The 13884-nt window shown below is 61.0% G+C and carries 12 protein-coding genes; all 12 read left to right on the top strand.

What is annotated here, in order from left to right; all coding sequences use genetic code 11:
• Positions 1 to 44 precede the first annotated feature (44 nt).
• From HQR01_RS12830 to HQR01_RS12775, 12 genes are read left to right on the top strand one after another with little or no spacing between them, the layout of a single operon-like run.
• A complete protein-coding gene (locus HQR01_RS12830; RefSeq protein ID WP_173215237.1) occupies positions 45 to 2786 on the top strand; it encodes a nitrate/nitrite transporter in 2742 nt (913 codons plus the stop codon).
• A 1-nt stretch (position 2787) separates the two neighbouring features.
• Positions 2788 to 6525, top strand: coding sequence for a nitrate reductase subunit alpha (locus tag HQR01_RS12825; RefSeq protein ID WP_173215236.1), 3738 nt, complete (start codon positions 2788 to 2790; stop codon positions 6523 to 6525).
• The gene (gene narH, locus HQR01_RS12820; RefSeq protein WP_173215235.1) at positions 6522 to 8048 is read left to right on the top strand and encodes a nitrate reductase subunit beta; all 1527 of its coding nucleotides are present in this window, start codon (positions 6522 to 6524) and stop codon (positions 8046 to 8048) included. Before HQR01_RS12825 ends, narH begins: the two co-directional genes overlap by 4 nt.
• Entirely contained in the window at positions 8048 to 8752 is a 705-nt protein-coding gene (gene narJ, locus HQR01_RS12815; RefSeq protein ID WP_173215234.1) for a nitrate reductase molybdenum cofactor assembly chaperone, read from the top strand. The genes narH and narJ overlap by 1 nt, the downstream gene beginning before the upstream one ends.
• A 3-nt stretch (positions 8753 to 8755) precedes the next feature.
• Positions 8756 to 9457, top strand: a complete 702-nt coding sequence (gene narI, locus HQR01_RS12810) for a respiratory nitrate reductase subunit gamma (protein ID WP_173215233.1) — start codon at positions 8756 to 8758, stop codon at positions 9455 to 9457.
• Positions 9450 to 10262, top strand: coding sequence for a peptidylprolyl isomerase (locus HQR01_RS12805; RefSeq protein WP_173215232.1), 813 nt, complete (start codon positions 9450 to 9452; stop codon positions 10260 to 10262). Before narI ends, HQR01_RS12805 begins: the two co-directional genes overlap by 8 nt.
• On the top strand, positions 10259 to 11290 hold the full coding sequence (gene moaA, locus HQR01_RS12800; protein ID WP_234030164.1) for a GTP 3',8-cyclase MoaA: 1032 nt from the start codon (positions 10259 to 10261) through the stop codon (positions 11288 to 11290). Before HQR01_RS12805 ends, moaA begins: the two co-directional genes overlap by 4 nt.
• 29 nt (positions 11291 to 11319) lie before the next feature.
• Entirely contained in the window at positions 11320 to 11556 is a 237-nt protein-coding gene (locus HQR01_RS12795) for a MoaD/ThiS family protein (protein ID WP_173215231.1), read from the top strand.
• Positions 11553 to 11714: a hypothetical protein gene (locus tag HQR01_RS12790; RefSeq protein WP_173215230.1), complete on the top strand. Its 162-nt coding sequence runs from the start codon at positions 11553 to 11555 to the stop codon at positions 11712 to 11714. The genes HQR01_RS12795 and HQR01_RS12790 overlap by 4 nt, the downstream gene beginning before the upstream one ends.
• A gap of 17 nt (positions 11715 to 11731) precedes the next feature.
• Positions 11732 to 12268, top strand: coding sequence for a molybdenum cofactor biosynthesis protein B (moaB, locus tag HQR01_RS12785; protein ID WP_173215229.1), 537 nt, complete (start codon positions 11732 to 11734; stop codon positions 12266 to 12268).
• Positions 12265 to 12651: a cyclic pyranopterin monophosphate synthase MoaC gene (locus HQR01_RS12780; RefSeq protein ID WP_173215228.1), complete on the top strand. Its 387-nt coding sequence runs from the start codon at positions 12265 to 12267 to the stop codon at positions 12649 to 12651. Before moaB ends, HQR01_RS12780 begins: the two co-directional genes overlap by 4 nt.
• A complete protein-coding gene (locus tag HQR01_RS12775; protein ID WP_199800334.1) occupies positions 12648 to 13826 on the top strand; it encodes a molybdopterin molybdotransferase MoeA in 1179 nt (392 codons plus the stop codon). The genes HQR01_RS12780 and HQR01_RS12775 overlap by 4 nt, the downstream gene beginning before the upstream one ends.
• Positions 13827 to 13884 lie beyond the last annotated feature (58 nt).

Here is a 13884-nt window from a genome sequence, read left to right as displayed (position 1 = left end):
CGTGATGCCTCAGCTGCCAACCTATCGGGTTCAGGGAGCACGTCATGTCATCAAGGGTAATTGCCAGCGTCGGAGAACAGAACCGCGCTTTGGGCCTCAGCACCTTCGCCTTCACGATCTGTTTTGCGGTGTGGACGATCTTCGCGATCATCGGGATCGAGATCAAGGAAGAGCTTGGCCTCAGCGATACGCAATTCGGGCTCTTGGTCGGAACTCCCATCCTCACCGGATCGCTGACCCGCCTGTTCCTGGGTGTGTGGACCGACCAGTATGGCGGTCGCATCATGTTCTCGCTGACCATGCTTGCTTCGGCGGCTTCGACCTTCCTGTTGTCCTATGTCGACAGCTATTATTTGCTCTTGTTGGTAGCGCTTGGGCTGGGCGTCGCCGGCGGCACCTTTGCGGTGGGCGTGGCCTATGTTTCGAAATGGTATCCGCAGGAAAAGCAAGGCGCGGCGCTAGGCTTCTTCGGCATGGGCAATGTCGGTGCCGCGCTGACTAAATTTGTTGCCCCGTGGATTATGGTGGCGCTGGGCTGGCAAGCAGTGGCGCAGATATGGGCTGGCGTCGCTGCAGTCGTCGCAGTGCTGTTCTTCATCTTTGCCAAGGATGATCCGGAGCTTGCCGCGCGCAAGATAAGCGGCGCAAAACCAGCAACGCTGAAGCAGCAGCTTGAGCCGCTCAAGAACGAGCAGGTCTGGCGCTTCTCGCTGTATTACTTTTTCGTCTTCGGCGCCTTCGTGGCGCTCGCGCTGTGGCTACCCAAATATATGGTCGGCCTCTACGGGCTCGACGTGAAAGTCGCCGGCATGCTCGCCGCGGCCTTCTCGCTCGCCGCCAGCGTGTTCCGTGCCTACGGTGGGGTGCTGTCGGATCGCTATGGCGCACGCAAGGTGATGTACGCCACTTTCGGCGTGTCACTGGTGCTGCTGTTCATGCTGTCTTACCCGTCGACCGACTACATCATTCACGGGATCGAAGGTGAGATCGTCTTTTCGACCTCGATGAGCCTGGTGCCCTTTGTGCTCACGATCTTCCTGCTCGGCTTCTTTATGTCGCTGGGCAAGGCTGCGGTCTACAAGCATATCCCGGTCTATTATCCAGATCATGTCGGGTCGGTCGGTGGGTTGGTCGGCCTGGTTGGAGGGCTGGGCGGTTTCATCCTGCCGATCGTGTTCGGAGCAGTGAGCGATCTCACCGGCATCTGGACCAGCTGCTTCATGGTGCTGTTCGGCCTCGTCGCGGTCGCGCTTGGCTGGATGCATTTCGCGATCCGCCAGATGGAACAGAAGGCAGCCGGGATCGACACCCGCACGCTGCCCGAATTCCCCGAGATGATCGAGTTGCACGACAAGCAGCGGCACGGCGAACTGGTGCCGACCAAGGTTCTGACCGAATGGGCGCCCGAGGATCCCGCATTCTGGGAAAGCGCGGGCGAGCGCATTGCCCGGCGCAACCTCTACATCTCAATTCCTGCGCTTCTGCTTGCCTTCTGCGTGTGGATGGTGTGGTCGGTGGTGGTCGCCAAGCTGCCTTCGATCGGGTTTGACTACACTACTAACCAGCTGTTCTGGTTGGCAGCGCTGCCCGGCCTGTCGGGCGCCACCTTGCGCATATTCTATAGCTTCATGGTGCCGATCTTCGGCGGGCGGCTGTGGACCACGCTGAGCACGGCTTCGCTGCTGATCCCAGCATTCGGCATCGGTTATGCAGTGCAGAACCCCGACACACCCTATGTGATGTTCCTGGCCCTGGCGCTGCTGTGCGGCTTTGGTGGCGGCAATTTCGCCTCCTCGATGTCGAACATTAGCTTCTTCTTCCCCAAGGCCCAGAAGGGCAATGCGCTGGCGCTCAACGCGGGCCTCGGCAACCTCGGCGTCTCGGTGATGCAGTTTGCTGTGCCGCTGGTGATTGCGGCAGGAGTGTTCGGCGCGCTCGGCGGTGCGTCGCAGCAAACCGCTGATGGTGGGCAGCTCTGGCTGCAGAATGCGGGCTTCATCTGGGTGCCCTTCGTGATCGCCTCTGCCCTGCTCGCCTGGTTCGGCATGAACGACATCGCCGATGCCAAGGCCAGCTTTGCCGAACAGGCGGTGATCTTCCAGCGCAAGCACAATTGGCTCATGTGCTGGCTCTACACTGGCACCTTTGGCAGCTTCATCGGCTTCTCGGCGGGCCTGCCGCTGCTTGCAAAGCACCAGTTTCCCGACGTCGACGTGCTCAAGTTCGTCTTCCTCGGCCCGTTGGTAGGAGCGCTCAGCCGGGCGGCAACCGGTTGGGTCTCTGATCGCTGGGGCGGAGGCCGTGTCACCTTCTGGGTCTTCGTCGGCATGATGCTGGCAGTGGTTGGCATCGTCTACTTCATCGAAGCGGGCAGTTGGTGGGGCTTCCTGGGAATGTTCATCGCCATGTTCTTCCTGACCGGCGTGGGCAATGCGTCCACTTTCCAAATGATCCCGATCATCATGCGGCAGGAAGTGCCCCGACTGATGCCGCATCTCGATGCGGCCCAGCGCACGCGCCAAGCAGAGAAGGAATCGGCGGCTATCGTCGGCTTCACCTCGGCAATCGCGGCCTACGGCGCGTTCTTTATCCCGAAAAGCTTCGGTAGTGCGATCGATGCAACCGGATCGCCGATGGCGGCGCTGTGGGGCTTCTGCATCTTCTACGGAAGCTGTGCGGTGCTGACCTGGTGGGCCTACACCAGGCGTGGCGGTCTGCTCCACGATATCGAACGCGGCAAGGCGCCGGCACCTATCTCCACCCCTCTAGTGATGAAGGAGGCTTGAGATGAGCCAGCTTCTCGACCGTCTCACTTTCTTCAAGCAGGCCAAGCAGCCGTTCTCGGATGGGCACGGCGTCACCACCCACCAGAGCCGCGAGTGGGAGGACGGCTACCGCAAGCGCTGGCAGCACGACAAGGTAGTCCGATCGACCCACGGGGTGAACTGTACTGGCTCTTGCTCGTGGAAGATCTACGTCAAGGGTGGGATCATTACCTGGGAAACGCAGCAGACCGACTACCCGCGCACGCGCCCCGATCTGCCCAACCACGAGCCGCGCGGTTGCCCGCGCGGCGCAAGCTACAGCTGGTATATCTATTCGGCGCAGCGGCTGAAATATCCGATGGTGCGCTCACGCCTGCTCAAGCTCTGGCGCGAGGCTCGCGCTGTCCGTACCCCGGTCGCGGCATGGGCCTCGATTGTCGAGGATCCAGTCAAGCGCAAGAGCTACACGGCGATCCGCGGTCACGGCGGCTTCGTCCGTTCGACCTGGGACGAGGTGAATGAGATCATCGCCTCGGCGAATGCCTACACCGCCAAAACCTATGGCCCCGACAGGGTGATCGGCTTCAGCCCGATCCCTGCGATGTCGATGGTGAGCTATGCGGCAGGGTCGCGTTACCTCTCTCTGCTCGGCGGCACCTGCATGTCGTTCTACGACTGGTACTGCGATCTCCCGCCCGCTAGCCCGATGACCTGGGGCGAACAAACCGACGTCCCCGAAAGCGCTGACTGGTATAACGCCGGCTTCTTGATGATGTGGGGTTCGAACGTGCCGCAAACGCGCACCCCTGATGCCCACTTCATGACCGAGGCGCGCTATCGCGGGACCAAGGTAGCGGTGGTCAGCCCGGACTATGCGGAAGCGACCAAGTTTGCCGATTTGTGGCTCAACCCGAAGCAGGGGACCGACGCCGCGCTTGCCATGGCGATGGGCCACGTGATCCTTCGCGAGTTTCACCTAGATCGGCAGGCTGAGTATTTCGAGGATTATTGCCGCAAATATTCCGACTTCCCCATGCTAGTACGGTTGGTGCCGAAGGATGGCGCCTATGTGCCCGACCGGCTACTGCGCGCCTCCGATTTCGAAGGAGCATTAGGCGAAGAGAACAATCCTGAATGGAAAACCGTCGCCATTGACGACACCACCGATGAGCCGGTTGCCCCGCTTGGTTCGGCGGGCTTCCGCTGGGGCGAGAAGGGCAAATGGAACCTTGAAGAGAGGGACGGCAGGGGCGGTGATACGAGGCTGCGACTGACCTCGATAATGGATGGTCAGCACGACGACGTGGTCGAGGTTGGATTTCCCTATTTCGGCAACCGCGAGCACGATCATTTTGAGGGTACCGATCATCCCGACATCCTCCGGCGCCGCGTCCCTGCGCGCGAAATCAAACTGGCCGAGGGTAACGTTCTGGTCGCAACCGTGTTCGACTTGCTCTGCGCCAACTACGGCCTCGATCGTGGGCTGGGTGGCAAGCATGTCGCCAAGGACTACGCCGAGAATGTACCCTACACTCCCGCCTGGGCGGAGAAGATCACTGGCGTACCGGCCGAACAGATCGTCACCGTCGCGCGCGAGTTCGCGGGGAATGCGGAAAAGACGCAAGGCAAATCGATGGTGATCCTCGGGGCCGGTCTCAACCACTGGTACCACATGGATATGAACTACCGTGGCATTATAAACCTGCTGGTGATGTGCGGCTGTGTTGGTCAGTCAGGCGGTGGCTGGTCGCACTATGTTGGGCAGGAGAAGTTGCGCCCTCAGACTGGCTGGCTGCCGCTTGCCTTCGCGCTCGACTGGGGGCGTCCGCCGCGGCAGATGAATTCAACCAGCTTCTTCTACGCACACACCGACCAATGGCGCTACGAGACGCTTGGTGTCGAGGAGATCCTCTCACCCACCGCGCCTGAGGGCGACTGGGACGCGAGCCTTATCGACTACAATGCACGCGCTGAGCGCATGGGCTGGTTGCCCAGCGCGCCGCAGATCAAGTCGAATCCGCTCGAAGTGGGCCGCAAGGCCAAGGAAGCAGGCATTGAGGTCAAGGACTATGTCTCTGGCGCGCTGCAATCGGGCGAGCTCGAGATGTCGTGCTTCGACCCCGATGACCCGGCCAACTGGCCTCGCAACATGTTTGTCTGGCGCTCGAACCTGCTCGGTTCTTCGGGCAAGGGACACGAATATTTCCTCAAGCACCTGCTCGGCACCGCGCATGGCGTTCAGGGCAAGGACCTGGGTGAAATGGGTCACCAGAAGCCCAAGGAGGTCAAATGGCACGACGAGGCACCCAAGGGTAAGCTCGATCTGCTCGTCACGCTCGACTTCCGTATGTCGACCACCTGCGTCTATTCGGACATCGTCTTGCCGACTGCGAGCTGGTACGAAAAGGACGACCTCAACACTTCAGATATGCATCCCTTCATCCACCCGCTGTCGGCCGCGGTTGACCCGGTTTGGGAGTCACGCAGCGACTGGGATATCTACAAGGGGATCGCGAAGAAGTTCTCCGAAGTCGCGCCCGAGGTGCTCGGTGTCGAGCAGGACGTCGTGCTCGTCCCGATCCAGCATGACACGGCCAACGAAATAGCCCAGCCTTTCGATGTCGTTGACTGGGGCCAGGGGCAAACCGTTCCAATCCCAGGCAAGACCATGGCCAATGTCGCAGTAGTAGAGCGCGATTACCCCAATCTTTACAAGCGTTTCACGGCGCTTGGCCCACTGATGGGCAAGCTCGGCAATGGAGGCAAGGGTATCGCCTGGAACACCGAGCACGAGGTCGACAACCTGCGTGCGCTCAATGGTGTAGTGACCGAAGAGGGGCCGACCAAGGGCATGCCGCGGATCGAAAGCGCGATCGACGCTTGCGAAGTCCTGCTGATGCTAGCGCCCGAGACCAATGGAGAAGTTGCGGTCAAGGCGTGGGAGGCGCTCTCGGCCAATACCGGGCGCGACCACACGCATCTGGCAAAGCCCAAGGAAGAGGAGAAGATCCGCTTTCGGGATGTGCAGGCGCAGCCACGCAAGATCATATCCTCGCCGACCTGGTCGGGGCTGGAGAGTGAGCATGTCTGCTACAATGCCGGCTACACCAACGTGCACGAACTTATCCCGTGGCGCACGCTTACCGGGCGCCAGCAGCTCTACCAGGACCACAAGTGGATGCTGGCCTTTGGCGAGGCGCTGTGTGTCTATCGTCCGCCGATCGACACCAAGGCGGTCAAACCGATGCTCGATGAGGCGAAGGATGCACCCCACGTCGTGCTCAATTTCATCACTCCGCACCAGAAGTGGGGCATCCACTCGACCTATACCGATAACCTGCTGATGCTCACGCTGTCGCGTGGCGGGCCGATCGTATGGATGAGCGAGACCGATGCGGCCAAGGCCGGTCTGGAGGACAACGACTGGGTCGAGGCGTTCAACGCCAATGGTGCGCTGGTCGCTCGGGTCGTTGTTTCTCAGCGCATGAAGGAAGGTACGCTCTTCATGTATCACGCGCAGGAGAAGATCGTGAACGTCCCCGGCTCGCCGCTCACCGGCCAGCGCGGGGGTATCCACAACTCGGTCACACGCGCCGTGCTCAAGCCGACCCATATGATCGGCGGATACGTCCAGCAGAGTTACGGCTTCAATTACTACGGCACGGTCGGATCCAACCGCGACGAATACGTCATCGTCCGCAAGCTCCAGAAGGTCGATTGGCTCGAAGGCGCACTTGCCGAAGGGGAGAATGCAGCATGAGAATCCGCGCCCAGATCGGCAAGGTGCTCAACCTCGACAAGTGCATCGGCTGCCACACCTGCTCTGTCACCTGCAAGAACGTGTGGACCAGCCGTGACGGTATGGAATACGCCTGGTTCAACAATGTCGAGACCAAGCCCGGCATCGGCTATCCCAAAGACTGGGAGAACCAGAAACGCTGGAATGGTGGGTGGGAACGTACCCCTGCCGGTTCGATCCGCCCCAAGATGGGCGGGAAGTGGCGGGTGCTGGCGAAGATTTTCGCCAACCCCGACCTGCCCGAAATCGATGACTATTACGAACCCTTCACCTTCGACTATGCGCAGCTGCAGAAGGCGGGGGAGGGCAAGGCTTTCCCGACCGCGCGCCCGCGCTCACTGATTTCGGGCGAACGGATCGAGAAGATTCAATGGGGGCCGAACTGGGAGGAAATTCTCGGCGGCGAATTCGCCAAGCGGAGCGAAGACTATAATTTCGAAGGTGTCCAGAAAGAGATCTACGGACAGTTCGAAAATACATTCATGATGTACCTGCCGCGGCTGTGTGAGCATTGCCTCAACCCAACCTGCGTTGCGGCCTGCCCATCAGGCGCCATCTACAAGCGCGAGGAAGATGGCATCGTCCTGATCGATCAGGAGGCATGTCGCGGCTGGCGCATGTGCGTTTCCGGCTGCCCCTACAAGAAGATCTACTACAACTGGAAAACCGGAAAGAGCGAGAAGTGCATCTTCTGCTATCCGCGGATCGAGGCAGGTCAGCCAACCGTATGCAGTGAGACCTGCGTCGGACGCATCCGCTATCTTGGCGTGATGCTCTACGATGCCGACCGGATCGAGGAAGCAGCCAGCGCGGAAAACATCGAGGACCTATACCAGGCGCAGCTCGACACCTTCCTCGACCCCAATGATCCGGCAGTGATCGATCAGGCCCGCAAGGATGGCGTGCCTGAGGCATGGCTGGAGGCTGCGCGTCACTCCCCGGTGTGGAAGATGGCAATGGAATGGAAAGTCGCCTTTCCGCTCCACCCCGAATACCGCACGCTGCCAATGGTTTGGTACGTCCCGCCGCTTTCGCCGATCAATGCGGCGGCAAGCGCGGGTGACATCGCGGTAAACAACGGCATGCCCGATGTGCGCAGCTTGCGCATCCCGCTCAAATACCTCGCAAACTTGCTGACCGCGGGCGACGAAGAGCCGATCGCGCTCTGCCTTGAGCGCATGCTCGCGATGCGCGGCTACATGCGCGCCAAGACGGTTGAAGGCGTAACCGATGAGGGGATCGCCCAGGAAGTCGGCCTAACCGGCCTGCAGATAGAGGAGATGTACAAGGTCATGGCGCTGGCGGACTACGAAGATCGCTTCGTCATTCCGACCGGCCATCGCGAGGATGCCGAGGACATGTACGACGAACGCGGCTCCTGCGGCTTCTCCTTCGGCAATGGCTGCTCGGGCGGGAGTAGCGACGCGAACCTTTTTGGCGCCCCAGCGCGCAAGAAACTCCAGACCCCTACGGAGGTGTTCTGATGAAGAGCCTGCACCTGATCTCGCTGCTGCTGCAGTATCCGACCACCCAGCTTGTCGAAGTCCTCGACGACTTGCGCGACAGGCTTGCCGCTGATCCCGCACTGCCGTCCGACACTATCGAGCAGCTGGCACCGCTGATCGCCCGCCTCAAGGCGAGCGACATATACGATGCGCAAGAAGCCTACGTCGAGCTGTTCGACCGCGGCCGGGCGCACAGCCTTCACCTGTTCGAACATGTTCATGGCGAGAGCCGTGACCGCGGGCAGGCGATGGTCGACCTGCGGCGGCGCTATCTTGAGGCCGGACTCGATCCGGTGGCTAAGGAACTACCCGACTACCTGCCGCTATTCCTCGACTATTGTTCGACCCTGCCGGAAGCGCAAGCGCGCGACACGCTGGCAGAGCCCGGGCTGGTGCTGGTCGCGCTTGGCGCGCGGCTTGCCGAGAAGCAATCGGACTATGCCCCGCTCTTCGCTCTTCTGTGCGACATCGCCGGGATCGAGATGGATGCGGAAGCGGCAAGCTCGATGCCGCCGCCTGAGGATCCCGAGACGCTGGAAGAACTCGATCAGCAATGGGAAGAGGAAGAAATCCGCTTCTCGGCCGAGGCTGCGCCCAATCCCAACGCTGCCTGCCCACAGGTCAACGCGATGGTCGAGAGGATGCGCGAGCCATCCCTTGCCGCGACAGACAGGAGGAATTGAGCCATGATCACCTATCTCAACCACCTGCTCTTCGGCATCTATCCCTACATCGCGCTGGCAACTCTGGCGATCGGCTCGATCATCCGCTTCGACCGCGAACCCTATAGCTGGCGTTCAGGGTCGAGCCAGCTCTTGCGCCGCAAGCAGCTGATGTGGGGCTCCGTGCTGTTCCATGTGGGAGTGATCTTCATCTTCTTTGGTCACCTGATCGGCCTGCTGACGCCGATCGCCTTATTCGACGCCTTGGGGATCAGCCATGGGGCGAAGCAATTGCTGGCAATAGTCGCTGGCGGCATCGCGGGTGTGATGGCAATCACCGGGGCGACGCTACTGATCCACCGGCGCTTTTTCGATTCTCGCGTGCGGGCCAACTCTAGCTTCAGCGACAACATGATCATCTTGCTGCTTTGGATCCAGTTGGCGCTGGGGTTGGCGACTATTCCGCTTTCCGCCAGCCACCTCGACGGAGGCGAGATGGTGAAGTTCATGACTTGGGCGCAAGGCATATTCACCTTCCAGAGCAATGCCTCGACGTACGTTGCGGATGCCCATCTGATCTTTAAGATGCACCTGTTCCTCGGGCTGACGATCCTGCTGGTGTTCCCCTTCACCCGACTAGTTCACATGCTGTCCGCGCCGGTCCGCTACTTGTGGCGGGGCGGCTACCAGGTGGTCCGCTCGCGCAAGGTAATCAGCCATGGCTGACGTGATCGAACGAGCGGCAGTGATGGTGGGTGGGGTCGAGATCTCTCCCGCTGTCATCGCGGCCGAGGCGCAAAACCATCCGGCCGGCGATGCGGATGTGGCCTGGCAATCAGCCGCCGAAGCCCTGGCGATCAAACACATGCTTCTCGCCGAGGCAGACCGATTGGGGATCGAAGCTAGCGAAATCGAGGATGCCGAAGGACGGAAGCTGGCTGGCGAGGATGCCCGGATAGAGGCCCTCTTGGCGCAGGAGGTAACGGTTCCAGAAGCCAACGAGGCTGAGGCGCGCCGGTTCTATGCGCAGCATCAGGACCGCTTCGCGAGCGAGGCACTTGTCGAGGCTGAGCACATCCTGCTCTCCGCATCGCCCGACGATACGCTGGCCTACAACATGGCGCTCAGCGATGCGCGGGGCCTGATCCGCCAGCTCAAGGCTGAGCCGGATTCCTTTGCGCGCCTTGCCCACGAGTATTCCGCCTGTCCGTCGAAGGAACAGGGCGGTAATCTCGGGCAGATCGGTGAGGGTCAAACTGTGGCCGAGTTCGAGGAAGCGCTGTTCGCGCTAGGCGAGGGCGAGTTGTGCCGCGAGCCAGTCCGCTCCCGGTTCGGCGTCCACGTCATCCGCGCGGTTCGCCGGGCGGAGAGCCAGCAGTTGCCGTTCGAGGCAGTCGCCGCTTCGATCCGCACCTATCTCGAGGAAGCAAGCTATCGCCGCGCAGTGGCACAATATTTATCGATCCTTGCAGGTCGAATAGAGATCGAAGGTGTAGAATTGCCGGTCGCGCAAGGGCCGCTTGTACAATGATCCGCGTCCGCGACCGCGACATTCTCACTTTGCCCAACAAGCCAATGATCCGGCTGTCCGATGGTATCGGACGCCGCTTCGAGTATCTGCGCCTGTCGCTGACAGACGTCTGCAACTTCCGCTGCAGCTATTGCCTGCCCGAAGGCTATCGTAAGCGTTGCGGCAAGCCGCCCGAACTTTCAGTCGCCGAGATTGAACGTGCGGTCCGTGCCTTTGCATCGCTGGGGCTTTGGAAGGTTCGGTTGACGGGGGGCGAGCCGACCATCCGACCCGACTTCGAAGAGGTGGCGCGCACCGTGTCCTCAGTGCCTGGCATTCGCCAAGTCGCGATGACAACCAACGGCTACCGCCTGGCCCAGCGTGCCCGGAACTGGCGCGAAGCAGGGGTGAACGTGATTAATATCAGTGTCGACTCGCTTGATCCTGTGCGCTTTGCAGAGATCACCGGACACGATCGTCTGGCCGAGGTCATGGCCGGGATCGACGCCGCGCAAGCGGCAGGATTCGATAGCATCAAGCTCAACGCGGTGCTGATGCGCGGGGTCAATGACGACGAGCTAGAGACGATGACGCGCTTTGTCGTCGAGCGCGATCTGTCTCTGCGTTTCATTGAGGTGATGCGCACCAATGACAATGCCGATTTCTTTGCTAAGCGCCATGTCCCGGGTGACAGTGTGGTCCGGCGGCTCAAGGCGGCCGGATGGCATCGTCTGCCGCGCGTACCGGGCGCCGGACCGGCGGTGGAGTTCGGCCATGCCGATGCGCGCGGGCGGATTGGCATCATCGCTCCTTACGCAAAGGATTTCTGCGGTAGCTGTAATCGCCTGCGGCTTGGTTCGGATGGCAGGTTCCATCTCTGCCTGTTTGGTGATGGGGGTTTCGATTTGCGAGATCTACTACAGGCTGACAATCAGCACGACGAATTGATCGCCCGAATTGTTGGTCTGACAAAGGGCAAGGCTCCCGGGCACCGGTTGCACCATGGTGACAGCGGCGCGACCCCGCATCTTGCATCGATTGGAGGCTGATCTTGGTGCGAGAGGAATCAGCCCCGGTCATGCTCACACTTGAATTGTGTGGCAAGCTCGCCGAACTGCAGGGCGCTTTTGTGAAGGTGACAGTCCCCAGTGATGGATGCAGCGTCGCCGACCTTTTCCTGCTGAGCGCGCGGCAGCATTCGCCGCTTGCCACGGGAAGAATCAAGGTCTGCGTCAACGAGGCGGTGGTTGCACCGATCCTATGCGTCTTGCCGGATGATGAAGTAGCTCTGTTTCCCCCGGTCTCGGGCGGATGAGCGCCGCAGTCACTCTTGCGACGGATATCTTCGATTCTGCCGATTTGCTGCGCGCTTTCGCCGATCTGGTCGACGAGGAAGGCGTGGAAGGCAACCACTGGATCGAGCCGACCCTCAGCGACCACGAGGATGTCGCCCGCTGGTCCGATGAGGATTAGGTTGAACAGGAACAAAAATGCCCGGAATTGATGAAAGCCTGCCTTTCCACCCACTCAAGATCGCTGTGCTGACGGTGTCCGATACGCGCACGGCAGAGACAGACACCTCCGGTGATTTGCTGGCAGCACGCCTGACTGGTGCAGGTCACGAACTGGTCGCGCGCGCAATAGTCAAGGACAAGGTCGACTCGATCCGCGCGCAGGTGCAACACTGGGTCGAGGATCCGGACGTCGAGATCATCCTCAGCACGGGCGGCACCGGCTTCACTCCGCGCGATGTCACCCCTGAAGCGGTTGTGCCGCTGCTTAGCCGGGTGATGGATGGTTTCAGCGTAGTATTTCATCAGGTCAGCATGGAAACGATCGGTGTTTCGACTTTGCAATCGCGAGCCTTTGCAGGCCAGGCAGGCGACAGTTTCATCTTCTGTGTCCCCGGATCGACCGGTGCCTGCCGTGATGCCTGGGACGGAGTCCTGCGTTATGAACTCGACAGCCGCTATCGCCCCTGTTCGATTGCCGGGCAATTGCCGCGGCTGCGCGAGGTCTGCGCATGAGCATGCTCACTCATCTCGACCAGGAAGGCCGCGCGCTCATAGTGGATGTCGGCAGCAAGGGCGTAACTTCGCAGCTAGCGTGGGCGCAAGGCGAGCTGGTTTGCGCTTCCGGCACGCCCGAATTGGTCAAGGTCGACAAGACGTCCATGGGCAGCGTGACAGGCACTGCCGAACTGGCAAGCGAGATTGCGGCAAAGCGCACCGCCAATCTGATCCCGCCTTGCCATCCACTGGCCTTGTCCAAGGCTGAGGTGACCGCCGCAACGGTTGCCTGGCTCACACTGTTCGACACGCTCAACGCGGTCGACAAGGGCATAGAGATTGGCGCGATCCGTGTCACCACAAAGCAGGGCGGAAAATCAGACTCGAGGAAGCAGGCGTGATTACCGTTGACGAAGCGCTCGAGTTGATATCGCACCATGTCGTTGCACTCTCCGAAGAGCGGATTCCGCTTGCTGAAGCGCATGGGCGTGTGCTCGCCAAGCCGCTCCATGCCCGCAGCGATGCGCCCCGCTGGCCTGTCTCGGCGATGGATGGCTATGCCGTGATCGCAGCGGGGACTTCTCCGGACGAAGCCCTCGAAGTGATCGGGCAATCGCATGCAGGCCGCAGCTTTGATGGAACGCTATTGCCTGGCCAAGCTGTGCGGATATTCACCGGTGCGCGTCTGCCTAGTCGTGCGGATATGGTCATCTTGCAAGAGTATGCTTCGTGTGACGGCAACGAGGTGCGGTTCACGCAGGGCTATGGTCCAGCGTCTCACGTTCGCGCCGATGGGAGCGATTTTCGCGCAGGCGACGAGCTGATCCCCAAAGGAACCATGCTGGACGCGCGTGCGATGGTCGTAGCGGCCGCCGCCGATGTTACGCATGTGGTGGTGGCACGCCGCCCGCAAATCGCGCTTTTCGCCACTGGTGACGAACTGGCCGTCCCTGGATCGGCGTACCGTGTGCCCGATGCCATCCCCGAAAGCGTGAGCTTCGGCATTGCCGCAATGGTAGAAGAGTCAGGCGGCAATCTCGTGTCACGCCGTAGCGGAGCGGACGATCTCGCAGCGCTGACCAAGGCGGCAGGAGAGGCACTCGATGGTGCCGATCTCGTAATCGTGACCGGAGGCGCTTCGGTGGGCGAGCGTGATTTTGCCAAGCAGATGTTTGCGCCACATGGTCTTGCATTGCTGTTCGATAAGGTTGCGATGAAGCCGGGCAAGCCGGTGTGGCTGGGCAAGGCGCAAGACTCGCTAGTGCTAGGCCTGCCCGGCAATCCGACCTCCGCCATGGTCACCGCCGCACTTTTCCTACGTCCCATTCTCGCACAGCTGCAAGGTGGTAGTGGCGCACACCGTTGGCACCAACTCCCGCTGGCTAAGGAGCTGAAAGCGACTGGCTCACGCGAGACCTTCGTCCGCGCGCGCTGGGACGAAGCGGGTCTGACGGTGCTCGACAATCAGGGGAGTGGTGTCCAGGCAGCGCTGCTTCAGGCCGACCGGCTAATCCGCTGCCCGGCAGACAGTGCCGCACTAAGCGTTGGAGACAGCGTTACCGCTCTCGCGTTCTGATCCAACTGGCCGCCTCTGTAAGCGTGGCATGATCGTTGACGTTGAGGAAAGGATCGAT

This window comes from Erythrobacter mangrovi (genome assembly GCF_013260645.1).
In the GTDB taxonomy this organism is placed as follows: domain Bacteria; phylum Pseudomonadota; class Alphaproteobacteria; order Sphingomonadales; family Sphingomonadaceae; genus Qipengyuania; species Qipengyuania mangrovi.
The sequence above is the reverse complement of the archived record's forward strand: the minus strand, read 5'-3'. Positions and strand labels throughout refer to the sequence as shown.